This is a genomic window from Streptomyces phaeolivaceus (assembly GCF_009184865.1).
In the GTDB taxonomy this organism is placed as follows: Bacteria; Actinomycetota; Actinomycetes; order Streptomycetales; family Streptomycetaceae; genus Streptomyces; species Streptomyces phaeolivaceus.
The window spans coordinates 4,303,999-4,328,920 of record NZ_CP045096.1 but is presented as its reverse complement, the minus strand read 5'-3'; the positions used below and the strand labels follow the sequence as shown (position 1 = coordinate 4,328,920).

Sequence of the window (24,922 nt, the reverse complement as noted above, 5' to 3'; positions counted from 1 at the left end):
CGCCCCGCCGACCCGGGACAACAGCCGCCACCCCACCCGCAACAGCGGAACAATCCCAACCCGGTGACCTGCGGAAACACCGAAGCCTGGGATGCCCACCTGGGATGCCACCCCCCTGAGACGGACGACCGCCCACCCACCGAAAGCCCCCGGCACCGCCACCCTCACCCTCACCCCCACCCACGTGGATCGCCCGCTCAAGAGCCGCCCGGCTGCGACTGACCGCCCTCGCCGATGTCAGAAGCGAACGCCAAAGGCCCCGGACCAAGGTCGGATGCGGTTGGTTAATCCGGGGCCTGGCGTGACGTCGGCCTTCAAGACCCGGTTGTGGTCTTGAAGGCCGACGTTGTCGTATGGGGTGGGTGCGGATGTCGATGCAGCCGAAGGGATCTGGAGAGATCCCGGCGGAGACGGTGCGGGTGGCGCGGGCCGCGTTCCCGAAGGGGAGCCTGGCGATCCGGGTGCGGGACGAACTGGGGTCGCTGTTCACGGACGAGGAGTTCGTGGATCTGTTCCCGGTGCGGGGCAGGCCTGCCTGGTCACCGGGTCGGCTCGCGCTGGTCCTGGTGTTGCAGTTCGTCGAAGGGCTCACCGACCGGCAGGCCGCGGAAGCGGTCCGGGCCAGGATCGGCTTCAAGTACGCGCTCGGCCTTCAGCTCGACGATCCGGGGTTCGACTTCTCGGTGCTGTCGGAGTTCCGGGACCGGCTGGTGGAGGCTGACGCCGGGCGGCGGATGCTGGACGGCATCCTGGCCGCGGCCCGGGAGAAGGGCCTGCGATGCGGGACTGCCTGCCCGGTGAGCACTGGGTCGATGCCGGATATCCCACCACCGGCCAGGTCGTGACCGCCCGCCGCGAACACGGAGTCGTCCCGCACGGGCCGATGGCCGCCGACACCGCGGCATCGGCCGACGGCCCTTTCGGGCAGGACGCCTTCACCATCGACTGGGACCGCGAACAGGTGACCTGCCCCAACAGCGTCGTCAGTACGCAGTGGGCCGAGCGGCGTTCCCAGCAGAACCTGCCCGTCATCCGGGTCCGATTCAGCCCGGCCGACTGCCGCCCCTGCCCTCACCTGCGTGACTGCGTCAACTCACCCACAGCCCAGCGCCGCGAGCTCAACCTCCGGCAGGGCCGCGAAGAACACGAAACCGTCCGCACGGCCCGAGCCGAGCAGCGAACCGATGCCTGGAAGGAGCGGTACAAGATCCGTGCCGGTGCCGAGGGCACCATCTCCCAGGCCGTCGGGCGCTGCGGTCTGCGCGGATCCCGCTACCGAGGCCTCGCGAAGACCAGCCTCCAGCACCAGCTCACCGGCGCCGCGATCAACCTCGCCCGCATCGACGCCCACCTCACCGGCCAACCACGAGCCCTCACTCGCACCAGCCACTTCGCAGCACTTCGCCCCGCCGATCAAACGATCGACGGGGCGAAGTAGGCAAGCCCCGGATTAACCAACAGCATCCCTGGTCGGTCCGGGGCCTTTCGATCGGTGCCCCCGGCTGGGTGGGCGGCGTCTCGTCAGACTTTCTCCACTCGGACGGGGTGTCCCGCGAGGAGCTGATTCATGTCGTCGGTGTCGGAGGTGAAGACGGTTGCCTGAGCTCCCCGCATGGCTTCAAGCCCGGCCACAGCCGCCAGAACGGCGTCGATGGCGTACTTGCGCCCGTGCAGGCCGGCTGCCTTCAGCATGTCGCGCGCCATGGCGATCACCTGGTCGTCCGTGTGCACGATGCGGATCCGGGACAGCGTCCAGGTCCACAGTGCCTGCTTCGACGTTTCGCGAGGGTCCCACGCCTCCAAGGTCGTGAGCGAGGAGGTGACGATCGGGATGTCCAACCGCGGAGCCGTCTTGATCAGCGCGGCCACCTCCCGATCGCCCTGAACCGCCCTGGAGAGAGCCTCGGAGTCGAACACGAAGACTCTCTGCCGCGGCCGGTGCAGCTTCGCTCGGGCGGTGTGGCTCACGCGGCCTCGTCCGAACTGGGCCGCTGTTCGTCATGCCAGCCGTCAATCGCGGCGATGCGGTCCAGCGCTGCTTGCTGCTCGTCGTCCGTCACGGCGCCGTGCTCTTCTTCGAGACGTTCGGCCAGTTCGCGCAGTCGGTCCATGGCGTCCTGATGAGCGGCGGCAGCCGCGATGTAGCCGGACACACCGCGCGCATCGACGCGCTCTTTGATCGATTCCACCAGCTCTTCCGGCACGGTGATGGTGATCTTCCGAGTTGCCATACTTCGAGTATGTCAGATCTCGCCCGGCGCGGCTCGGCCTCCTCGGGGTCCCCGCCTGCCCAGGCTGCTCCCCGACGGATTCGCATGGGGACGTGGACTCTTTACGAACTCCAGACATGAGGAAGTACTGCTGGAGTAGAAGACCCCCGTCCGAACAGAACGGGGGCCTGCAACCCTCTGACCCGCTACGCAGGCGGTGCCCCCGGCAGGATTCGAACCTGCGACACCCGCTTTAGGAGTGGGATCGAATCCTTGCCGGGTGGTGCCGGAGACTGCCGCGTGGGGCTGTTGCACCTGGTCAGCGCCACGCCGCCTCGTGCTCAATCCTGCTCGTTGACACCTCGTGCCGGACTATCCGCTCACGCATCGCTCACGCGCCCGGAATGCTTCTCGCTCAAGGGGAGCGGGCACTGGTGCACGCGAGTCTCGACGACGGCCGAACGCTGGTTCTGGATCACTTTCCGTGCAGCACTGACGGACGGTCACGGGCCCGCCCCGGTCGCCGTACGGTCACCCGGCCAGGAGGACGCGCTTGCGGAGCAGGGCCAAGCCCGCGCGGCCGAACATCTGCCGCTTCAGCATCTTGATCCGGTTCACCTGCCCCTCCACCGCTCCCGAGCTGAACGGCAAGGTCAGCCCCGCCTCCACCGCCCGCAGATCACATCCGATCCCGTTCACGAACGACAGCGACGACTTGTGATCACTTTCGGTGCTTCCCTGCGCCGTCATCGCCGTATACCTGACGATCCAGGTCTGTGAGTGACATAGAGGTGGAGGATGTCCTGTTCGCCGACCTGGACGGCCTGCGGGTCGACGATGTCGGGCTGAGTGAGGAAGCGATCACCGTGACGGCCCGTGCACGCGCGGGTGACGCCGCCTGCCCGAGCTGCGGGGCAACATCACGGCGGGTCCACAGCGGTTACGAGCGTCGCTTGGCGGACGCTGCGGTGGGTGGGCGGCCGGTGGTCGTGCACCTGCAAGTCCGGCGTTTCCGCTGCCCGGTCGCGGCTTGCCCCCGAGCGACGTTCGTCGAGCAGATCAACGGACTCACCTTCCGGCACGGGCGGCGCAGTCAGCGGCTGCACAACGTCTTGCAGGTGGTCGCGCTGATGTTGGCCGGACGAGCCGGCGCCAGGCTGGCCGAAGTGCTGAGCGCCGACGTCAGCCGTTCCACTCTGTTGCGGTTGATCCGGGCCCTGCCCGATCCGCCGACCATGACGCCGCGCGTGCTCGGCGTCGACGACTTCGCCCTGCGTAAGGGCCACGTCTACGGCACTGTGCTGATCGACGTCGAGACCCGCCGCCCGATCGACCTGCTTCCTGACCGCGAATCGGCGACCCTGGCCCGCTGGCTGGCCGACCACCCCGGCGTCGAGATCATCTGCCGGGACCGCGCCAGCGGCTACGCCGAAGGCGCCCGCCTCGGAGCCCCCGATGCCGTGCAAGTCGCAGACCGCTGGCACCTTTACCACAACCTCACCGAAGCCGTGGAACGCTGCGTGGCCAGGCACTCCACTCAGCTGCGGGCCCCCGAACCAGCGCCCAGTCCCGAGGCGTCCGCCGCTGCGACCGCCGAGTTGGAGAAGATCACCGAGGCCGCGAAGGCGGAACGGAGCGCCCACCGTTGCGCCGACCGCACCCGCGACCGCCATCAGGAGATACACGCCCTGATCGGTAAAGGGCTCACCCTGCGTGCAATCAGCCGCGAGCTCGGCCTGGCCCGCAATACCGTGCGCAAGTTCGCCCGCGCGGACACGGCCGAGGAGCTGAGCGAGGGCAAATGGCAGGGCCGTGCGAGCATCCTCGATGACTACAAGCCCTACCTCCACCAGCGGTGGCAAGAGGGCTGCACCAGCGCCAAGAAGCTCTCCGACGAGATCACGGCTGCGGGCTTCCGCGGCGGTTACTCGGTCGTCCGCGACTATCTCAAACCCTTGCGTGCCGGGGCCAAGCCCGCCGACCGGAGGCGGCCCCCGTCGGTCCGGGACGTGACCAGCTGGATCGCTCGGCACCCCGACAACCTCACCCAGGACGAGACCCTGCGGCTCAAGGACATCCTGGCCCGGTGCCCCGAGCTCAACGCCACCGCTGAGCATGTCCGGGCCTTCGCCGAGATGATGAACGCGCGTGCCGGCGAGAAGCTCGGGACCTGGATCGACAGCGTGAAAGCCAGCAGCCTGCCTGAGCTGCTGTCGTTCGTGAACGGGATCGGATGTGATCTGCGGGCGGTGGAGGCGGGGCTGACCTTGCCGTTCAGCTCGGGAGCGGTGGAGGGGCAGGTGAACCGGATCAAGATGCTGAAGCGGCAGATGTTCGGCCGCGCGGGCTTGGCCCTGCTCCGCAAGCGCGTCCTCCTGGCCGGGTGACCGTACGGCGACCGGGGCGGGCCCGTGACCGTCCGTCAGTGCTGCACGGAAAGTGATCCAGAACCCGAACGCTGACCCTCTGACGGCGGATCAAAACTGACCCACTTGGTGATCTTCGTCTGACTCTGGCCTTGGTGATCAAGGGCAGGAGGGAAGGTGATCCTCGTGGAGGACTGGGCAGAGATCCGTCGGCTACACCGGGCCGAGCAGATGCCGATCAGGGCCATCGCACGGCATCTGGGCATCTCGAAGAACACCGTCAAGCGTGCCCTGGCCAGCGACCGGCCGCCGCAGTACCGGCGGCCGGCCAAAGGCTCGGCCGTCGACGCGGTCGACGTGCAGATCCGGGAACTGCTGCGGGAGACCCCGACGATGCCCGCGACGGTGATCGCCGAGCGGATCGGCTGGGAGAGGGGCATGACCATCCTCGAGGACCGGATCCGGGAACTGCGGCCGGCCTATGTCCCCATCGATCCGGTCTCGCGCACGGTCTATCGGCCCGGTGAGCTGGCCCAGTGCGACCTGTGGTTCCCCGACGCGGACATCCCCCTGGGCTATGGGCAGAGCGGACGCCCGCCGGTCCTGGTATCAGGGGATTTGGCTGCCATGTTCGTCTGAAGAGGGTGTTGGGATCGGCCTGTCCGCTCGCGCGCGTGGGCCTGTCGGAGCTCCTCTTGCTGAACGGGCTACCTCCGGTCGCTCTGTTGACTCCCCATGCCGGGACCTCGATGGGGATCCGGCGACCGCCGAGGCCACAGCCGGCTCGTACCGCGCGCCTGGGGCCCTTGGCTACTACCGGCGATGGTAGACTGTGAGAAAGTTACAAAGTTGGAGAGTCGCAGAGTCGCAATTTAACTAAATCCTGGGTAGTCTGAGTAGTGGAGAAGACATGGAAGGTGAGAGTGGGAGGTCATCCATGGCTGCGGCTACGTTCCAGGCCAGCGTGCGCGACAAGGGGCAGCTGACGCTGCCCGCAGGCGTACGCGAGGCGCTGGGGGTCTCCCCAGGTGACGAGCTTGAGTTCGAGATCAACGACGCCGGAGTCGTCGAGGTTCACGGGCTGAGGAAGATCCGCACCGATCAGGCATGGTTCTGGGCGGAGCGGTGGCAGGCGGGTGAGCGCGAGGCCAGCGAGGACATCGCGGCTGGGCGCACAACCCGTCACGAGGACGTGGACGGCATGTTCGCGCACCTCGACAAGGAGAGCTGACCCCGACCCGCCGGAGGCCCTATTGCCGACTTTCGCGACGACTGCCCGCTTCGACCGCGATTTCAAGAAGCTCCTTCCGCAGGAGCGAGAGCGGTTCGAGGACGCCGTCCGGAAGAAGTTCGTACCGGATGTCGCGACTGGGCAGTTTCGGCCCGGCCTCCGGGTCAAGCCGGTACAGGGAGTCAGGCTCCCTGACGGCGATCGTCCCATCATGGAAATGACTTGGGCGCCTGACGGGCGCGCCACCTGGCAGTACGGAGATGAACTCCGCCAAGGTGAGCCGCACGTTATCTGGCGCCGGGTTGGTGGACACGAGATCTTCGATCCCGGTCCCGCCTGAGAGACCGAGAGCGGCCCACCTGATACACGTGGTGGGCCGCTCTTGTGTGTGCGCCCAGCATGGGCGGTTGCTTGGGGGTGGAAGTCCCCTGGGGGAAGAGGTGGTGCTAACCCCGAGCCGGAGGCAAGGGCGTCATCGTGAGGTGGGGTCTGGAGGAAGCCCGAGGCGAGACCTGGGTACCGAGGAACACGAACCGTGTATGAGGCGTACTGGTCGGGTGAGCCTGCACGCGAAGGTGAAGCCCGTCACTGCCAAGAAGGCCAGTGCGTAGACGCGGCGGGGATCCAGGGACAGTGATCGTTCTTACCTGGGGAGATCTGTCCGGGTGTCGGTTGTGCTGAAGATGTCGCCGCGCCGACGGTCCGTGCTGGAAGGTGCGGGCTGACCGGGCAGAAGTCAGCAGAGGCCGTAGTACCAGCCGGGATGGGCACGGTGGCTGGGAAGGGCTGAACATCGAGTGGAACGGGTGATGTGGTGGTTGCTCGTGCTGGTCACAGGGACCGCAGCAACACTGCTTCGGCGGTGCCGCGGGGGGAGGAGCCGGTGCATCCGGCGGAGCCCACGGCGGAGCGTAGTGGCCGGTCGGCGCACTCCACGGAGGACGTTCACCGCGAACAGCGTTCCTCGCTTTGGGAGTTGATGCTCTCGAAGGAGAACCTGCTCGCGGCGCTCAACCGTGTCGAGGTGAACCGGGGTGCTCCCGGGGTGGACGGTATGACCACGGCCGAACTCAGGCCGTGGATCGCGGTGCACTGGCCCGAGGTCCGGGCCGAACTCGATGCGGGCATCTACCGGCCGGCGCCGGTCCGTCAGGTGATCATCCCGAAGCCTGGCGGCGGTGAGCGGATGCTGGGGGTGCCGCGGGTGCTGGACCGCTTGATCCAGCAGGCCGTCGCGCAGGTGCTCGTGCCCATTTTCGACCCTGGTTTTTCGGGGTCGTCCTTCGGGTTCCGTCCCGGCCGGTCCGCCCATCAGGCGGTCAGGGTCGCGCGGCGTGCCATCGAGGACGGCAACCGGTGGGTCGTGGACCTTGATCTGGACCGGTTCTTCGACCGGGTCCAGCACGATGTCCTGATGGCACGGGTCGCGCGCAAGGTCACTGACCGCAGGGTCCTGAAGCTGGTTCGCAGGTATCTGGAAGCCGGGGTCATGGTGGACGGCGTGAAGACGCCGGGCAGGGAGGGGACCCCGCAGGGCTCCCCGCTCTCGCCCGTCCTGTCGAACATCATGCTCGACGACCTGGACCGGGAACTGTTCAGGCGCGGTCACCGGTTCGCACGTTACGCCGACGATCTGCGGATCTTCGTGCGGAGCAAGCGGGCTGCTCAGAGGGTGCTCGACTCGGTCACGGCCGTGGTCGAGCAGCGGCTGAAACTGAAGGTCAACCGGGTGAAGTCGAAGGTGGTCCCAGCTTCCGTCATGACGATGCTGGGGTTCGGCTTCTACTTTGTCCGGGGTGGGAAGGTCAGGGTCCGGGTCGACCCGAAGGCGGTCGAACGCCTGAAGGTTCGGCTCAAGGAGCTGACCTCGCGCCGGTGGAGCGTTGCGATGGCTGACCGCATCGCGCAGATCAACCGCTTCACCACAGGCTGGATGGGCTACTTCCAGCTCGCGGACACTCCCAAGGTGTTCCAGGAGCTGGACAAGTGGTTCCGTCGCAGGATGCGGCAGATCCGCTGGAAGGAATGGAAACGGTACGCGACCAGACGTCGTAACCTGCGGGCGCTCGGGATCGGTGAGCGTGATGCTCGGGAATGGGCGGCCAGCAGCAAAGGCTACTGGCGGGTCGCGAAGTCACCTGTTCTGGACAGGGCACTGCCCATCTCCTACTGGGACGACCTGGGCCTGAAGATGCTCAAGCCGACCTGGCAACGGTTGAGACCAGCTTGGTGAACCGCCGGATGCGTGACCCGCATGTCCGGTGGTGTGGGAGGAGGGACGGGCGACCCGTCCCTCCTACCCGATTGCCCTGCTGGGGTCGTGCTGCCGAAAGTCATGGCGGGGTTTCACCGGTTGGAACGGAGAACCGATCCACCTCGCCCGCGTCACCAGGCGGTTCATCGAGCTGTGCGAGGAGAACGCCTCGCGCCGGTCCTGCTTCACGACCTGCGCGACGGCGCGGCAACGCTGGCCTATGCGGCCGGGTGTTCGCCATTCCTCGATCACCGTCACAGCCGACACGTATGTCAGCCTGCGCCCAGGCGGACTTGGCGATCACCGAGGCCGCAGGCCGGCTCGTACCGCGCCCGTGCCAGTTCCGAGAACGCCGTTCCTGGAGCGGAGGCCGAACCCCACAGCACACGGAGATACTCGACTCGAGTTCGTTTCGGATGCTCATCCGTTGGGAGATTCTCGGGAGATCAACTCCCCGTCCGCTCACGGAAACGGCCCCGGACGAGGAGTCCGAGGCCGATTGGAGCGCCTCCCTGGGGAGGAAACCCCAGGTCAGCGGCGTACTACATGGTGCCCCCGGCAGGATTCGAACCTGCGACACCCGCTTTAGGAGTGGGATCGAATCCTTGCCGGGTGGTGCCTGGCGCTGCCGCACGGTGCTGTTTGCCCTGGTCAGAGCCACGCGGTGAGCCACTTGATCCGGCTCATACCGCCCTGTCTCGGACCGTCCGCTCACGCATCGCTCACGCATCGCTCACGCATCGCTCACGCATCGCTCACGCCCTGCCGACTGCTGAGAAGCTGGTGGTCAGATCTGGCCGAGGTCGATCTCCACCGGGAAGGGGGCTGCTGCCTTGAGGACGCCGGTGAAGACGTCTCCGTCCCGATAGGTCTTCGTCGCGGGGTCGAGAACGTAGGTGTAGACGAGAGCCACGCCTGTCGCGGCCTGCTCGATCCGCCAGTAGAAGCCGATGCCTGCCTTGGCGTACTGATCGACCTTCACGATCCGGTCGGTGGTCTCCGAGCCCGGCGACACCACCTCCGCGACCAGCAGCACGTGTTCAGGGCGGGTCGGGGTGATGTCGATCGTGTCTGCGCGGTACACGACGACGTCCGGGCGACGATTGGTGAGCGGGACGTCCTGAAGCCGGACGTCGAAGTCCGTGTCGGCGTTCCACTCCGGGCCCGCGGCGGCATCCAGGGCGTTCGCGAGAATCCGCGCCAGTCGGTTGTGCCGCTTGGACGCGCTCGGACTCACGACGACCATCCCGTCCACGATCTCGATACCGGCGCACTGCTCCTCGGACCAGGACTCGTAGACCTCCGCCGTGATCTGCTCATGCATCCACGCCGGGGCCACCATCTCGGCCGTCATGAAGCACCTCCCGGACACTGTGCCGCGGGCCCGATCCCGCAGGATTCAGCGTACTGTCTGCCGTCCGTGCGGCATGCTGATCTCGCTCACGCCCACCCCCGTTACCTTTTCCGTGGCCCCGCAACGGGGCGCCTGGCCCCCGGGTCCGGTATGGCTGTGTGCCCCCTGTCGAAGTGCATGACCTGGGGGGTGTTGCCGCCGGGCTTCGGGGCACCGCTTGACCGCTGATGAGGGGCCTGACGACCGCCTGGTCCGGCGCAATGCCGGGCCGCTTCACGGGCGGCATGTCTGCGTAACGTGGTTGCCGGCGTGTGGTGCCGCAGGGACGGCCGGGAGTTTCAGGAGACGAGTGGCGAGGGGCAGGCGCGCATGGTCGACACGACCGCGATAGATCTCTTCCTCGGCCTGGACCTGGGCAAGGAGTTCCACCACGCCCACGGCCGGACCGAGGACGGCAGAACGGTGCACGACAAGCGGCTGCCCAACACCGAGCCGCGACTGCTGGAGCTGTTCACCAGGCTGGTGGCGAAGTTCGGCACCGTTCTGGTGATCGTGGACCAGGTCGCCAACATCGGTGCGCTGCCGCTGACGGTGGCCCGCGCGGCGGGCTGCCGGGTGGCTTACCTGCCGGGGCTGTCGATGCGGCGGGCCGCCGACCTGCACCCGGGTGAGGCCAAGACCGATGCCCGCGACGCGTTCGTGATCGCCGAGACCGCCCGCACCATGCCGCACACCCTGCGCGCGGTGGACCGCGACGACGAGGTACTGGCCGAGCTGACCATGCTCACCGGCTACGACAACGACCTGGCCAGCGAGGTCAACCGCACCACCAACCGGCTGCGCGGCCTGCTCTCCCAGATCCACCCTTCCCTCGAACGCGTCCTCGGCCCCCGCCTGGCCTACCCCTACATCCAGGCCCTCCTCCAGCGCCACGGCTCCCCGGCGAGGCTGAAGAAGCTGGGCCGGGCCCGCTGCGAGGCCCTGCTCAAGGTGCACGGTTCGCGCAAGGCCCATCACCTCACCACCGAGATCTTCGACGCGCTCGCCGAGCAGACCCTCGTCGTTCCCGGCACCGAGGCATCCGCGCTGATCGTGCCCGGTCTGGCCGCCCAGCTCGCCGCCGCCCACACCCAGCGCCGCCAGGCCGAGCAGGAGATCGCCGCCCTGCTGGAGGCCCTCCCTCTTTTCCACCTCCTGACGTCGCTGCCCGGCCTGGGCGTCAGGACCACGGCCGCCGTGATCGTCGCGATCGGTGACGGCACCGGTTTCCCCAGCTCCGGACACCTCGCCTCCTACGCCGGGCTCGCCCCGGCCACGAAGTCCTCCGGCACCTCGATTCGTGGCGAGCACGCACCCCACCGCGGCAACCGGCTCCTCAAACGTGCCCTGTTCCAGGCCGCGTTCGCGGCGATCGGCTGCAAGTCCGACCCGTCCTCCCGGATCTACTACGACCGCCAGCGCGCACGCGGCAAGACCCACACCCAGGCGATCCTCCGCCTGGCCCGCCAGCGCGTGAACGTCATCCACGCGATGATCCGCACTGGGGCTCTTTACGAAGCACGCACCCCGGGCGATGTCGGCCTCGCTGCCTGACGCCTCCGCCGCCTCTGCCCTCCAGGCCCCATCACACCCGCGCACCGGCACGGCCACTGCGGCCCTGGCCGGCCACCGGGCTGCCCATCAGCCACCCGATCCACCGGGAACATCCCGCTTCGCGGAACGTTCCCGAAAACCAGGATCAACCCCTACAAGCCGGCCCCACCAGGGTTGACGAAACAGATAGGGGCACCCCCCCGCGGTCGACCGGCAACGACGCGAGCCGGTCGACTTGTCAGCCACACCACTCGGCGACGTGAGCCGTCGCAGAACCCGGACCGCGGGACGCACCGAAACGCCGAAGCGCGGTCGAATTCGATGGTTCTGGCGTGAGCAGATCAGGCTGACTGGAGGACTGGGCCGAGATCCGTTGGCTGCAACGAGCCCAGAAGATGTCGCTCGCCGCCGTGATGGCGGAGCGAGAGCCACTCTTACGGCGTCGCCGAGGTGCCTGGGCCGTCCGATGCCGCGCTCCCACTTCACCTCGTCCGGCGTCTGTCCTGTCGTGCGATCGTCGGCTCCACCGACGTGGCCCCGTCCGACCGTCAGTCCAGGCAGCTCTCCACACCTTCCAGGAACGCAAGTACCTGTCCCCGAGCTGCTTCGACGCAACACCGAACCAGCTGACCACGATCGGCCCACACCAGGCCGCGGAGCGGGCGCCGAGTCGAGCGCTCGGCGCGCCACCGCCTACAGCGCCAACGGCCTCCGTACACCCATTCTTGTCATAGTGACAGGAATTGAAGTAGCTTAATCCGTATGCAAGTTGACGCGTGGTCACCCATCCCCGTACTGCTGACGGTCGATCTCGTGATCCTGACGCTGCGTGAGGGGCGACTGTGTGTCCTGCTCGTCGAGCGGGGCGAAGACCCTTTTCAGGGGATGCAGGCTCTGCCTGGCGGATTCCTCAATCACGCTGGTGAGGAGATCCTGGACGCCGCCCACCGCGAGTTGAGTGAGGAAACCGCTCTGGGTGCCCGGTCGGTGCATCTTGAGCAGTTGGCCATCTACGGGGATGCGGCCCGTGATCCACGGGGACGAGTCGTTTCTGTGGCCTACTTGGCGATCGCACCGGGACTCCCCGAACCGGTCGCGGGAACAGATGCCGTGGATGCCGCGTGGGTTCCGGCGGAATCCGTCCTGTCCGGTGAGCTGGAACTGGCCTTCGATCACCGCCGGATTGTGGCGGACGGAATCGAACGCGCTCGTACCAAGCTCGAATTCTCGGCGCTGGCCACCGCATTCTGCGGAGAACTCTTCACCATAGCCGAGTTGCAGAAGGTGTACGAGGCGGTTTGGGGTACCGAACTCGACACCCGTAATTTCTACCGGAAAGTCCAGGCTGTAAAGGGATTCCTTATACCCGCCGGCTCGGGGCGCAGAACCACGGGAGGACGCCCCGCGCGGCTGTACCGAGCCGGGCCGAAGACAGTGTTGTCTCCACCGCTGATCCGACCCATGCCGTCCGGGTTGGAAGAGGACACGGGAGAGGAAGGGGAGTAGATGTCGAATGACCTGGTGGTGATTCTCACCGCCCTCAATCTCGAGTACGAGGCTGTGCGCCGGAAACTGGCCGGTCCACAGCTTCACCGTCATGAGCGTGGAACGCGGTTCGAGGTGGGAACCGTGCAGGGCACTTCATGTCGTGTCGCGCTCGGTCTGGCGAACAAGGGGAATCATTCCGCCGCGGTGATCGCTGAGCGTGCGATTCAGCAGTTTTCGCCGGTGGCCGTGTTGTTCGTCGGCGTCGCAGGTGCCCTGTGGGACACCGCCAGGCTGGGCGACGTGGTGATGGCGACACACGTGTACGCCTACCACGGTGGGACCAGCGAGGACGACGGACTCAAGGCCCGTCCCCGCGTGTGGGAGACGGCGCACGGTATCAGCCAACTCGCCTCGCATCTGGCTCGTGTGAACGACTGGGCCGACTACGCACCCAGTCACGGGCGCGCGCCGCACGTGCACTTCGGCGCGATCGCCGCCGGCGAGGTCGTGCAGAACTCGACGATCTCGGCCGAGGCGCGGTGGATCCGGCAGCACTACAACGACGCGCTCGCGATCGAGATGGAGGCCGCCGGTGTGGCCCAGGCCGGTCATCTCAACGGGGCGCCGGTGGCCATCATCCGAGGAATCAGCGACCGGGCGGACGGTACGAAGGGCAGCGCGGAGGACCGTAATTGGCAGCCACGGGCGGCGGCGAGCGCGGCGGCATTCGCCACACGGCTGGCCGTGGAACTGGTCGGAGAACAGGAGCAGATCGCGATGTCCCAGGCAGACAAGGCACGTACGGCCAACGGACTCAAGGAGCACATCAGCAATACCGCACACAACAGCACCGTTGGCATCATGGCCGGCTCGGTCACCGGGAGCAGCGTCTATGTGAATGCGGACCCGAAGGTGACCGGTCCGGCGGACTTGGTCGCGGAACTGGACAGGTTCCGGGAGCATTTGAATCGTCACCACGCCGACGGCGCCCCCGACGACGACACCTACCGAGAGGCACTGGCCGAACTGGGCTTTGCCCGCCGGGCGGCAAGGGAGAGCACGCCCGAATCGTCCAAGAGGGCGACCATGGCACTCAAGAGGTTACGCGGTCTGATCGCGGAGTTTCCCGAGCTGGTCTCCAGGCTGGCACCACTGGTTGTCGCGGCGGGTGACTTGTCATGATCGACGGAAGCCCTGTCACGAACAATTCGGCCAGTTACTCCACCGTCGGAATCCAGGCCGAGACCGTACACGATTCCAACGTCTACTTCGTCCATCCTGATGCGTCGCCTCAGGAGAAGTACAGCGTCGGTGTCCGCTTCCTGGAGGATGGCATCCCCAGCCGTGCCCGCGACATGATCAGTGACGCGATCGCTCACGGATACGACAACGCGGAGGTCCGTTTCCACTGGGTGCTCGCCATGCTCAGTGGACGCGCCTACCACGACCTCAGCACAGAAGAACTCCATCGGCTGCACCATGCTTCCGGGCTCGTACGGAACTACGTCGACGGAGAGTGGAAAGACGCTCTGAGCATCGCCTTCGAACTGCTGGCGATGCTCAGCACCGCGGATGGCGAGACAAGACGCGTACTGGAGCGGCTGCGGGCCCTGTCACCTCGTCGGCGTGACGTGATCCTCCGCCACTTCGACCTCGTACTCACCGGAGGTCTGAAGGACGGTCTGTGGGCCGAGAACCGCGAACGGGCCGAGACGGATCGCTTCGCCAACGAACGGGTCAAACGGGTCTGGGCCTATTTCGAACCCGACCCGATCGGGGCACGGGCCATGCTGCCCCGTCCGAGCACCGCCGCTGCCGCCCGAGCAGCCCTCCCGGTCCGCGCCGGACTGTTCGCCGTCAGCAGCGCATTCCTCTGGATCCTGGCGCTGATCGCGAATCCGGCCGCAGCCGTCATCGAGTTGCTGGTGGCGCTCGGTGCGGGCCTGGCCGCGGCCTTCTCCGGGAGCCGATGGTGGTACCGGGAACATCAGCTGAAGGCCAAGAACGCTCAGCCCCACATCCCGCACCCACGTGATCCCGCCTCTCCCGGGGACGGGTTCACCAACCGCGTCCGTCATTCGTTCGACCATTACTTCAGTGTCCGCGCGCCGCATGGATTCGCCCCGCAGGAATGGCTCGGTCATACCATCCACATCCGTAATAGCCTCGTCGCCGAGATCGCGTTTCTCTACCGCGAGAGCCGAATCAGCGTGGACCGGGTCAACTGGCTTATCCGCTATCTTGCCGAGGATGCCCGAGACCGCCACAACAGAGGAACTCTGTTCGATCAACGTCGCCAGAACCAGACGGCTGCGGTGGCGCAAGGGCTGTGCGTGATTGCCCTCATCGCTCTCGGCGTCACCACTCTGGGCATGCTCGGAACAGTGGCTGCAGGTTCCGGCGAGTCGCTGCTGATGGCTGTCCTGGCCGTAGTCGGTGCGGTCTTGTCCGGACGCGCGGCCGCTTTCTCGTGGCTGGAGGCCCGAGGCGAAGAGCGCCGAATGGCCGAGGAAACCCAGCAGTATCAAGAGCAGTTGACCGCGCGGCAAGTCGCTTACCAGAACTGGAAGTCGTTCCTGGACACCACGCGACCCAGCGAGCTGGAAATGGAGAACTGGCTCACGTGCGACAAGACGCTGTTCGTCGACGAAGCACTCCGCCACCACCAACTCACCTGGCGTGACCTGATCACCCACGCCATCCTGATGACACCCGCACGCCCCTACAAGCGAGGGCGGGTGAAGGGCGGTCCTTGGCGATACTCGCGCTACAACTTCCGTCTTTTCCTGGTCACTCAGGATGGCGTTCGTGAAATCAGCACGGAATTCGATTTCACCGATGCGAAACGCGAGAAAGAGCAGCGAAGTAACTATCGGTTCGACGCGTTTTCCTCCGTGCAGGTCACGGAACGCACCGATGTTGGCTACGACCTGGAGCTCATCCTCACCAACGGGCCGGCCAGGAACATTCGTGTCAAGGACGCCGACACCCATCAACTGGCACCGGATGAAAACGCCCGGGAAATCGCCGAGATCAACCTCGCTTCGGCTGGTTTCACCCACACCTTCCGCCTCTTGGAGGGAATCGCGGCGGACGGAAAGGGTTGGCTCGAACGAAACAACCCCAACAACCTGCCGCCCTTCCGCGCCGCCGACTGACTCTTCCGGGTCCTTGGGGTGGGCAGGGGCCGGAGCGCCGGAGCCCTGCCCACCCACTCATCAGCCCAGCCGGGTTCCCAGCTCAGGAATGGCCATGACCGCCCCAGAAGACCTCACTGAGAGCAGACTGCTGCTGGCCGAGTACGGACCGCATCAAGGAGGAGCAGAAAACCCGGATAGGATTCCGTGACAACCTGCTCTACTTCACACTCGCCGCGTCCACCGCGGTCCTGGCCATCACCGTCCAGAGCAGGCAGGCTCAACTGCTGCTCACCATCCCTGTGATCTGCCTGGTCCTGGGCTGGACCTACCTGGTCAACGACGAGAAGATCTCGGCGGTGGGTCGCTACATCCGCGAACAACTGGGACCGCGGCTGGCCGAGCTCAGCGGCGCTCACGGCGCAGTGTTCGGCTGGGAGATCTACCACCGCGACGATGCGAGCCGCACCACGCGCAAGCGACTACAGACCGCTGTGGATCTGCTCACGTACTTGGCCTTGCCGATGATCTGCGTGACCGCGTTCTGGTGCTCTGCCGCCGTCCAGCCACTACTCGTGATCGTCTCCCTCGCTCAGACACTTGCCCTGGCAGTACTGGGGTGGCAGTTCCTTCGCTATGCGGAGCGGTAGCCCTGCTCTGCCGCCACGCTTCACGTTCAATTCGTCGTCCCGACCGGTACGGCCGAGTACCCCGGCCGCTCTCGCTGTTCCGATCCGGGAGACCTGGCCGGACCAGCTCCGGGCACTCGTGGCAAAGCACGATCTGCAGTGCCTGCTCCCTGAAGCGGCGGATCTGGCGATCGCCGAGGCCGCGGCCCGGCTCGTACCGCGAGCCCGCGCCACCTCCGAGAACACCGCTCCTGAAGCGTAGCCCGAGCCCGACGGCGCGGAGCATCCCAGCCCGGAGTCCGTGCCAGATGATGCTGATCCGTTGGGCGGTATTCGGGAGATCAACTCTCCGTCCGCTCACGCACCGCTCACGCAAACGGCCCCGGACGAAGAGTCCGAGGCCGAATAAGCGCCTCCCTGGGGAAGAAACCCCAGGTCAGAGCGGTAATGCGTTGTGCCCCCGGCAGGATTCGAACCTGCGACACCCGCTTTAGGAGAGCGGTGCTCTATCCCCTGAGCTACGAAGGCAGAGGCTTGTGGGAAACCTTGTCGGAAAGTCTGGGACGCAGACTCTCGGCTAGGACACAAACCTGCTGGTCGGTGGTGGTGTCATGTTCTCTGCATCGCTGCTCGGGCTGACAACATGGCGTACCGGCTACTGACCAAGGACAGGGTAGCGGATGTGGGCGGGCGAGGGTGGCGGGGATGGCGGCTGAAGTGGCCGATGGTGGGGGTGGATGCTCCTGACCTGCTGGTTCCGTCGTTGATGCAGAACGGTCGGTGGATGCTGAAGGGGACGGAAGAGGGAGCGGTTGGTCCGTTCCGTTCCCTGTGTTGGCTTGTGGGTGTGCTTGGCTGTGCGGCGGACTGACCCGGCGCGACGCTGCTCCTGGGGGATGTGTCCATGGCCGTGTGCGCGACCGCTCTGTGACGGTGTCGATAGGCGGTGTCGCTGGTTTCGTAAGGTCGTGGTTCGCGTTCCTGGGCTTGTTGTTCTTCTTCTCTCTCCTTGCTGACGGATTCATTGCGGCAGTACGAGGGGTCGACCAGTGTGATCGTCGGCGCACTGCGCTGGGACATCCTGATCGACTGGGTCCGGTATCTGAGCGATGAGGCGTTCCCGTTCGGCGAGTGGAATTTCGGCGGTGATACCTGTTCCGGAAGATCGCGATTGCGTCCGCAGCGGTTTTCCGGATCCTTTCCGAGGGCGAGATCGTCGGGATTCCGCGCAGGGCGCCGCAGCACCATGCGGCGATGCGTGGCAGCACGCGTTTTGCGCCGAAGACCCCCGTCCGGAGTGTGGGCGGGGGTCTGCGTATAGGGAACGCCAGCCACGACATGGGCGTGGTCCGGCCGCTGGATACGACCGGTGGTCGTGGGGCTACGCCGCTGTCCGCTGTGCGGCAATGGTTTGTGCGGCGGGCGGTCGCTCGAGGAAGAGGCGGCGGCTGGTGGCGTTCTGGGCGGCGGCGAAGGCGAGTGCGAAGACTTTCTGGCGTTCGAGGCCGTAGGAGATCATGCGTTCGTTCCACAGGCTCTTGTCGAACTGGTTGTGAACGGACTCGGCGTCGCTGCGGTAGGGGTAGAGCTGCTGGTGGGCGAGGGTGCCTTCAGGGATCTGCTGGAGGTGTTCGGCGCGGTGGAAGCCGCGTTCGGTGTCGCTCCTGATTCTGCGGCCGGTGTCGGGGTGGGTGGTGGTGCGGTCGTCGGGGGTGGTGGTGATGGCGACCGGGACGCGGTGGGAGTGGGCGCCGTGGCGGCAGGGGATGTGGAGCAGGTGGTACCAGCGTGATTTGGTGCGGCCTTTGCGGTGTTCGAGGCGGGTGACGGGGACGGGGAGGAGGGTGCTGGTGCCGTCGTCGAGGAGGACGCGTTCGGCGATGCGGCCGTCGGCGCACCACAGGTCGTGGCGGCAGCGTCCGGGGCGCAGCAGTTCGTAGGCGCGGGGGACGACGGAGCCGTGCTGGAGGTTGATGACCAGCAGGCCGAGGCGGGCCAGGGCGTCGCGGTGCACGCCGCGGAAGGCTCCGTCGTAGGCGACGCCCATGCAGCCGGGCAGGACGTGGCTGAGCTGGCTGAAGGCGCGTACGGCGACGGCGGCTTCGTCCTCGTAGTCGCCGCCGGCGACGTGGCGGACGCTCAGGATGACGCGTCGCCAGTAGCCGTCGTCCCTGGCAGAGGCGAAGAACCACTTCGTACCCCGTGCGACACGTTTCTCCTTCTCGCCGTTCTCGACGTAGAGCCGGGCGGCGGAGTCGACGCGGTGCTCGCGTATCTCACCGGTGACCGGGTCGACGGTGACGGCCTGTTCGGCCTTGGAGGGGGCCTTGGGGACGGTGGCGTCTCCGACGAGGAGCTGGCGGCGCTCGGGCCGGGACCAGTTGCGTACGGCGTCCGCCGGGAAGAGGCCCTGGTGCAGGGCCTGCTGGATGGCGTGCTGCTCGAAGAGGTCCTGCAGCAGGTCGATGTGAGGGGCCAGGATGTTTTCTTCGGCGTCCAGGTACTGGCCTCGGCTGGGCGGTGTGTCCGGTAGGCGGGCGGCGGCGACGCGGCCGGAGTGCCGGCGGACGGAGGCACGCAGGGAGCGCCACTGCTTGGGGTCGAGCGAGCCGACAGCGGAGCGCTTGGAACCGGTGACGGTCATCAGGGCGGAGAGCAGTACGTACACAACGGCCGGGTACCTGCGGGGCCGGCCGCGGTCGGCCGGGGCGGGCAGGAACTCGGCCATCTCGTGGAAGAGGGGGTCGTCGAGACAGTCCGCGATCCGCTGCTGTCGGCTGCGCTGGTCGCTGTCGCGCAGCTGGCGCTTTCTGGAGGGGCGCAGGTCCTGGGCCAGTGCGTCGCCGAATATGTCGTCAGGCACCGGGCTCCTCCTGGCCGTTCGGAGCGGCGGTGCGCCAGGTGTGGCCGATGACGGAGGCGGTGCTGTCCAGGGAGCGCAGGCCCAGAAGGCGGGCGGCGTCCTCGATGCGCCCGGTGCGCTCGAACTCCTGGACGCCGGCCCAGGCGGTGATGGAGGCGGGCTTGACGTCCTCTTCCTCGACGGGCAGACCGATCCATGTCAGGAGGTTGCGCAGCGCGACGCAGACGCGCGATTGCAGGACGTGGTCGGGGGCGGGCTTGTCGGATACGGCCAGACGGGTCTGGGGTGCCAGTTCGGGGCGCAGTCGGCGGGCGCTGACGAACTTGGCACGGTGGGCCAGGACGTTCAGGGACCAGTCGTCCAGCGGGCACCAGCGCGCGTCCACCTTGGTGGCCCCGTGCATCCACACACGGCGCCCCTCCAGGTCGAGGTCGCACACCCGGATGTGCCCGATCTCCCCACTGAGCGACTCTGTCGGGGATCTTGAGGACGGGCGTCACTTCCCTTGGCGCCACCACAGCGGCCGGGGTAAGTCGCGTGCGTCGAGGTACTGCTGGAATGCTGTGGGAGGGCGGGGCCGGTACGAGCTGTCGGCGGGTTCTTGAAGGCTCAGCCGCTCGATGTTGATCGCGAGTGCGGTCAGGACGTGCTGGACGTGCGTCTTGGCCAGGCCGCGGTAGCGGCACCGGCGTCCGCGGTGGCCGTCCGCGAACTCCTCGATGGTGCCCTCGGCCCCCGAGCGCCGCCTGTAGAGCCGGCGCCAGTCCGCATCCTGCTGATCGGCCCGGTTCTTGACCTGGAGTTCGTACAGGCGCCGTGTCGGGAAGTACAGGCTGCGAAACCGGCCCGGAGTGCACTTGGCCCGCTCGGGGCAGCGGCCGCACTGGCGGGCGTCGAACCGGACTGTGACCTTGGTCGGCTCGACTGTCGGCAGGTCCTGCCAGTTGCCGCTGACCTGCCCGTTGGGGCAGGTCACCTCGCGCTGGTCGAAGTCGATGATGAAGTTCTCCCGGCCGAAGCCGTCCCCTGCCCGGTGCTGCGGGGTGGTGCTGGGCGGAAGCGGCCCGATCAGGGTGACGCGGTGCAGGCGGGCGGCTTCGTCCATGCCGGCCACGGAGGTGTAGCCGCCGTCGACCAAGTGCCGATTCGGCAGTAGACGCCGTCGCCTGAGGCGGGCGTGGATGCCGGGCAGCGCCTGGCTGTCCGCGCTGGAGACGGCCGTGGCCACGTCGGTGATGATGTTGACCCGCTTGTCGTCGCAGGTCTCGGTCAGGTGCACGAGGTAGCCGGTCCAGCGTGTGTCACCGCGCATGGTGCAGCGGGCCTCGGTCTCGTACGGGGATTCGATTCGGACTCGGGAGGGCGGCTGGCCGTCGCGTTTCGTGCGCGGCCTGAACCGCCCCTTGGCATCCACCAAGAAGTGCTGCACCAGGATCGTTCGGAGCACGTTCGCCTGCGCCGGAGCGCCGCCGGGGAACCGGGCGTCGAGACGGTACAGCAGTTCGCGGGCGTCGTTGCCCACCTGCTCCAGGCGGGCGACGGGGTGGCTGGGCTGGGAGCACAGGCGAACCGGCCGGCCGTAGCGTTGGGCCCATTCGGCGGTGACCAGCTCGTCCAGCACCTCTGGCGCGTCGCGGGCCGCCTCTTCCAGCACGGCGCGGACCGCCTCGCACGCCAGCTCCAGGCGGGTCAGCTCCCGTGCGGCGGACAGGACGTGGGTGGAGTCGGTGCGCTGCGTGACCCGCCCTTTGAGCAGGCCGGCCCGTCGGATCCGGGTGAGTGCGAGGCCCAGTAGCCGGTCGGCGCGGTCGCCTTCGGCGAGCCGGTCGCGGAAGTCGGACAGGACGCTGTGGTGGAAGCCGGGATCGTCCAGGTCCAGGCCGAGGGCGTACTTGAAGTCGATTCGGCAGCGCACTGCCTCGGCGGCCTGGCGGTCGGAGAGGTTCATCGCGTACTGCAGCACGCAGACGGTGGCGAGTTGGGCGGGTGAGAGCCCAGGTCGGCCGTCACGCGGGTACCAGGCGGTGAAGTCCTCGTCGCTCCAGAGGCCGTCGAGGCGGTCGCGGATCCACATCGCGGTGGTGCCTTTGGGGTTGGCCGCGCGGGCAACCCGGGCGGTCAGCGGCGGGATCTCGGCTCCGGAGTGAGGCTGGAGGGACACATCGGGCTCCTGGGGAACGAGGGCGGAACGTTCCAACGAGCCTGACGCAACGTCACGATCGTTAACTGCCCATCCTCAAGATTCCCGACAGAGTCGCTCACTGGGGCCGCCCGCCAGGGCGAGCGCGGCGGCAGCCCCGTGACGGCGGGGCCGGTCGATGAAGGAGGCGTGGTGACGCAGGTCGATGACCTCGCCCTCCACCAGCGGCCGGACCTCACCGTTCGGGCGGGAGGGCAGGACGATGTCCCGGGTGGGGTCGGTGTCGCTCAGCCCGAGTTCGCGCAGGGTGCGGAAGGCGATCCGCAGGACCGAGCGCCGCCCCAGCATCGTCGAGGCCGCGGCATCGGTGACACGACCGTGTCGGCTGCGGCCCCGGGCGGTCACGAAGTCCTCCGCGAGATCCGCGGTCACGTCGTCCAGGACGACCGCGCCGCGTAGGTGCATGTAGCGCTCACTGCGCCTCAGCAGCAGGCCGAACTTGTCCAGTGTCTGCTCGGTGAACTCGCCGCGGGCGGCCATGGTCTGCCATTCGTCCCAGACCCGGCCGAACGCGTGGGTGAGAGACAGGTCGCTGCCCACGATGAGGTCCCTTCGCCAAGGCGGCACCACCGCGCCTTCCCCCGGCTCCCGCATGGCGGAATACCTGAAAGAAGATGAGAAATCCTGGAAAAAGGTGGTGTTCCGTACATGCGACACCCTGGGCATGGCTGATCTCCGCGGCAACAGGAAGGGCGTGGAAGAGTGAAGAGGAGAGCGAACGCCGTGCGGGCAGCAGCGGTCACGGCATGCCGGCAGGGCGGCGTGCCGGAGCTGTCAGAGGGCTCTCAGGCGGCACAGGCGCAGCGCATCAAGGACACGATGCGCGGGTGAAGGTGGGGGTGCGGGCCGCTCGACGGCGGGCCGCAGCACCCCTGCCGGGGAAAGGGACGCTCGGTCAGTTCCCGGACTGCTGGAGGCTCGGCGTGAGCTTCACGAAGACTGTCCGGTACGCCTGCAGCAGCGCGAGGAACTCGGCGTCGGGCAGTGCGGAGAACGCCTCGGCAGGCATGCTCAGGAAGGGGAACAGGACTCCGGGCGGCCCTGTCTGCTCCGGAGGGCGAGGAGCCGAGGCTGCCTGCTGCTCGGCCTGCTGCCTGGCGGGCAGGGTGACGCGCCCGTGCTCGTCACGGTCGATCAGCAAGGCGTACGCCATCCACTCGACCAGGAACGCGCCGCGCTCGGGTGTCGCGGACAGACCGGAACCCAGGTGGGCGGCGAGTTCCGCCTCTTCCGCAGGTCCGGGCGTCAGCCGCTCGAGCGCGCGCTGATGGAACCAGCTGTCCTGCCAGTGGTCGTGGAGCAGGAGCCGGGCACGCGCGGAATCGGTGGACCGCAGGCGGGCGAGGGAGTAGCCGATCTCGGTCAGTGCCCATTCGCCCCGGCCGGGCCGGAGGAGCCCGCCGTGGACGAGGAACGCCGCCGTCCTGCTGACGGTCTTCGGCGTGATGTCGAGCCGGGACGCCAGAACCTGGGCGGGCACGGGGTGGCGCTGGGGGCCGCCGAGTTCGCCCAGGACATCCACCACTTCGAGCTGGCGCCGCGTAGCGAGGCGTTCGCTCGGCATCACGTACGGAGACTGAGCCCCGGGAGCGGTCACCGGGCACCGCCTGCCTGGACGGGAGCGGACACCGCCGGAGCCGGTATGAGGCCGGCTCGGAGACAGGGAGGATGGAACGAATTCATTGTGGCCCTCAGAATATATGCGTAATTAAAGGGATTTACTGCTGAGGGCCGGTGTGAGCAGCGGGCACGCTGATCGAACAGAACATGATCATGCTCTAACCTCGATTCGTCAGCGGCTTTGATTGCCTGACCGGGCGATCGGTTTGCCCTGTTTGTTCCGCGTGATTGCGGGCGGGGCCTTCGCGTATCGCTGCGGCTGCGCCGGGGTCCACGGCTCCCGGAGAGTGCGGGTCCTGCTCCTTCCTGGTCTTCGTCGGGGCTGGCGGCCGATCGTCAGGTGACGGCTGGGAGGGCGGTGAGCCGCTGCCAGCAGGTGGTGAACGCGGTCGCCCAGGGCCAGGTCCGCTCGATCCGCAGCCATCGGCGGCGGGCGTGGTCGGCGAGGCGGGCGGGCAGGTGGTAGAGGCGGAAGCGCATAGTGTCCGGCTCGGCGTCGGCCAGGTCGTCGATGTCGTGCAGGGCCAGCAGCCGCACCCAGGCGTCGAGATCGGCGGCGAGGTTCGCAGCGAGCATCCAGCCGCGGTTCACCTCCCACGAGGCGGACGGCAGATTCCCCAGCCCCATCGCCTTGTTGGTGCGCACCCGGTCCTCGACGCCGGCGTGGGAGCGGTGCAGCACGTCCAGGAACTGGGCGTGGCCTGAGCCTGCGACGCCCCACATGCGGCCGATGTTGGTCGCGGTGATGCAGTAGCGCCAGCCGGTCTGCTTCTCGAACGCGGTCAGCTTCTTCAGGTGCCGCCGGGTGGGCTTGACACGGCGCACGATCAGCCGCATCCCCTCCGGCCAGCCCTCACGGGTGTTCACCCCGGTCAACTCGGCGACGAAGTAGCCCTCCTGGAGACTGCCGTCTTGGTGCACGGAGGTCTCCCAGGCGGTCTCGGGCAGCTTTGCGATGGCTCTCTCGTCGTCATCGGTGATCTTCCAGCCGACGGTGTAACGCACTGTGCGCCGCGTGGTGTTCAACGCTTCCAGGTGCTCCAGGAGCCCGTGGGTGGCTCCGGCGCCGTCCACTCGGACGAGGATCTTGGCTGCCGAGGAGCCGGGGATCTGGGCGAGGGCCTCGGTGAGCACGGCGAGGTGGTCGGCCACCGTGTTGGCCCCGGAGTTCCCCGGCCGCAGGAGCATGGCCAGGGACTCTGTGGTGTTGGCGCACCACGCGGCCAGCGGATGAAACCCGAACGTCTTTTTGAAGGTGACCGCAGCCCCGGCCTTCTTCGACGCCGAGGTGATGACGGTGGCATCGAGGTCGATGACGATCCAGCCGCACAGCCGCTTGCCCGCCACCGTCAGCCACGGGAAGCCGCCCGGCCGCAGATGCAGCAGACTCCACACGTGCCGACGCACCCGCGCCCGCGCCTTTGCGATCTTCGCCAGGGCGGCCTCGTCGAGCGCGGCCAGCGTGCGCCGGGCAGTGGAATCCGAGGCCGAACGCCCGAACAACGGCCGGTGATGAAGCTGGAGCTGCTCGGCCTCCGACAGGTTCGCCGCCCCCAGCACGATCGCGATCGCCAGGTGCACCAGTACCCCGGCACGGTCCCGCCAGCCGACTGCCGTGCTGGACGGCAACACCCGGGCCAGCGCCCCGCTCAGCCCTGTACGGTCCGCGCACCGGCGCAGCAGCACCGCTCCGACATGCCCGACCAGCCTCTTCCCGTCAGCCACCACGGACAGCCGACGATCCCACCCTGTACTCTCGACCACCAGAAAGGTGCCTTGCTCTCTGCCACGGATACGACCTAGTACTACAGCCGTGACTCGTGATCTCGTCTGTCGCGGGTGGTGTAGTGGCAGCGTTGTGCGCGGGTCTGGTGGGTGCGGCGCCAGCGTGACTGCTTGATCACGGTTGCCGGCGGTGGGGGTGCGGTGGCCCAGAGGAGCCGGTTGAGCAGGCGGCGGATCTCTTCGGCGGTGTAG

General features: G+C 67.5%; 17 protein-coding genes, 1 tRNA gene and 3 pseudogenes. 10 read left to right on the top strand and 11 right to left on the bottom strand.

Annotated features, from left to right (window positions below; translation table 11 throughout):
• The first annotated feature begins 368 nt into the window (after positions 1-368).
• Positions 369-1,438, top strand: a pseudogene (locus F9278_RS20210) (transposase).
• A gap of 83 nt (positions 1,439-1,521) precedes the next feature.
• Here the strand turns inward: F9278_RS20210 and F9278_RS20205 are convergent.
• From F9278_RS20205 to F9278_RS47170, 3 genes are all read right to left on the bottom strand, one after another.
• The gene (locus tag F9278_RS20205; protein WP_152169619.1) at positions 1,522-1,968 is read right to left on the bottom strand and encodes a hypothetical protein; all 447 of its coding nucleotides are present in this window, start codon (positions 1,966-1,968) and stop codon (positions 1,522-1,524) included.
• Positions 1,965-2,231: a hypothetical protein gene (locus F9278_RS20200; protein WP_152169618.1), complete on the bottom strand. Its 267-nt coding sequence runs from the start codon at positions 2,229-2,231 to the stop codon at positions 1,965-1,967. Before F9278_RS20200 ends, F9278_RS20205 begins: the two co-directional genes overlap by 4 nt.
• 510 nt (positions 2,232-2,741) lie before the next feature.
• On the bottom strand, positions 2,742-2,960 hold the full coding sequence (locus F9278_RS47170) for a hypothetical protein (RefSeq protein ID WP_152169617.1): 219 nt from the start codon (positions 2,958-2,960) through the stop codon (positions 2,742-2,744).
• Between the two features lie 26 nt (positions 2,961-2,986).
• Between F9278_RS47170 and F9278_RS20190 the strand changes: the two genes are divergently transcribed.
• The 4 genes and pseudogenes from F9278_RS20190 (at position 2,987) to ltrA (ending at position 8,040) form a co-directional block, all read left to right on the top strand.
• Positions 2,987-4,597: an ISL3 family transposase gene (locus F9278_RS20190; RefSeq protein ID WP_152169616.1), complete on the top strand. Its 1,611-nt coding sequence runs from the start codon at positions 2,987-2,989 to the stop codon at positions 4,595-4,597.
• 156 nt (positions 4,598-4,753) lie between these two features.
• Positions 4,754-5,164: pseudogene (locus F9278_RS20185) on the top strand (helix-turn-helix domain-containing protein); the annotation flags it as partial.
• A 349-nt stretch (positions 5,165-5,513) separates the two neighbouring features.
• A complete protein-coding gene (locus F9278_RS20180; RefSeq protein WP_152169615.1) occupies positions 5,514-5,807 on the top strand; it encodes an AbrB/MazE/SpoVT family DNA-binding domain-containing protein in 294 nt (97 codons plus the stop codon).
• 979 nt (positions 5,808-6,786) lie between these two features.
• Positions 6,787-8,040: a group II intron reverse transcriptase/maturase gene (gene ltrA / locus F9278_RS20170; RefSeq protein WP_152169613.1), complete on the top strand. Its 1,254-nt coding sequence runs from the start codon at positions 6,787-6,789 to the stop codon at positions 8,038-8,040.
• 808 nt (positions 8,041-8,848) lie between these two features.
• On the opposite strand, the gene F9278_RS20165 is transcribed toward ltrA, so the two are convergent.
• Positions 8,849-9,415: a Uma2 family endonuclease gene (locus F9278_RS20165; RefSeq protein WP_152169612.1), complete on the bottom strand. Its 567-nt coding sequence runs from the start codon at positions 9,413-9,415 to the stop codon at positions 8,849-8,851.
• Positions 9,416-9,784: 369 nt separating this feature from the next.
• Here F9278_RS20165 and F9278_RS20160 point away from each other — a divergent pair, with 369 nt between their 5' ends.
• From F9278_RS20160 to F9278_RS20140, 5 genes and pseudogenes are all read left to right on the top strand, one after another.
• The gene (locus tag F9278_RS20160) at positions 9,785-11,008 is read left to right on the top strand and encodes an IS110 family RNA-guided transposase (RefSeq protein WP_152169611.1); all 1,224 of its coding nucleotides are present in this window, start codon (positions 9,785-9,787) and stop codon (positions 11,006-11,008) included.
• Between the two features lie 762 nt (positions 11,009-11,770).
• A complete protein-coding gene (locus F9278_RS20155; protein WP_152169610.1) occupies positions 11,771-12,514 on the top strand; it encodes an NUDIX hydrolase in 744 nt (247 codons plus the stop codon).
• Complete coding sequence (locus F9278_RS20150) at positions 12,515-13,678, top strand: 5'-methylthioadenosine/S-adenosylhomocysteine nucleosidase family protein (RefSeq protein WP_152169609.1); 1,164 nt, start codon at positions 12,515-12,517, stop codon at positions 13,676-13,678.
• The gene (locus tag F9278_RS20145; RefSeq protein ID WP_193241556.1) at positions 13,675-15,654 is read left to right on the top strand and encodes a hypothetical protein; all 1,980 of its coding nucleotides are present in this window, start codon (positions 13,675-13,677) and stop codon (positions 15,652-15,654) included. The genes F9278_RS20150 and F9278_RS20145 overlap by 4 nt, the downstream gene beginning before the upstream one ends.
• A gap of 94 nt (positions 15,655-15,748) precedes the next feature.
• Positions 15,749-16,283: pseudogene (locus F9278_RS20140) on the top strand (hypothetical protein).
• A 434-nt stretch (positions 16,284-16,717) separates the two neighbouring features.
• Here F9278_RS20140 and F9278_RS20130 read toward each other — a convergent pair.
• The 7 genes from F9278_RS20130 to F9278_RS20100 form a co-directional block, all read right to left on the bottom strand.
• Positions 16,718-16,790 (bottom strand) — tRNA-Arg (locus tag F9278_RS20130).
• Between the two features lie 853 nt (positions 16,791-17,643).
• Positions 17,644-19,125, bottom strand: coding sequence for a hypothetical protein (locus tag F9278_RS20125; RefSeq protein ID WP_152169608.1), 1,482 nt, complete (start codon positions 19,123-19,125; stop codon positions 17,644-17,646).
• Positions 19,118-19,528 carry a hypothetical protein gene (locus F9278_RS20120; protein ID WP_152169607.1) on the bottom strand — a complete coding sequence of 137 codons (411 nt, stop codon included), beginning with the start codon at positions 19,526-19,528 and terminating at the stop codon, positions 19,118-19,120. The genes F9278_RS20125 and F9278_RS20120 overlap by 8 nt, the downstream gene beginning before the upstream one ends.
• A gap of 93 nt (positions 19,529-19,621) precedes the next feature.
• A complete protein-coding gene (locus F9278_RS20115) occupies positions 19,622-21,286 on the bottom strand; it encodes an IS1182 family transposase (protein ID WP_193241490.1) in 1,665 nt (554 codons plus the stop codon).
• 75 nt (positions 21,287-21,361) lie between these two features.
• Entirely contained in the window at positions 21,362-21,865 is a 504-nt protein-coding gene (locus F9278_RS20110) for a hypothetical protein (RefSeq protein WP_152169606.1), read from the bottom strand.
• A gap of 355 nt (positions 21,866-22,220) precedes the next feature.
• Complete coding sequence (locus tag F9278_RS20105; protein ID WP_193241555.1) at positions 22,221-22,892, bottom strand: helix-turn-helix domain-containing protein; 672 nt, start codon at positions 22,890-22,892, stop codon at positions 22,221-22,223.
• Between the two features lie 389 nt (positions 22,893-23,281).
• Positions 23,282-24,709 carry an IS1380 family transposase gene (locus tag F9278_RS20100; RefSeq protein WP_226966820.1) on the bottom strand — a complete coding sequence of 476 codons (1,428 nt, stop codon included), beginning with the start codon at positions 24,707-24,709 and terminating at the stop codon, positions 23,282-23,284.
• Between the last annotated feature and the right edge of the window lie 213 nt (positions 24,710-24,922).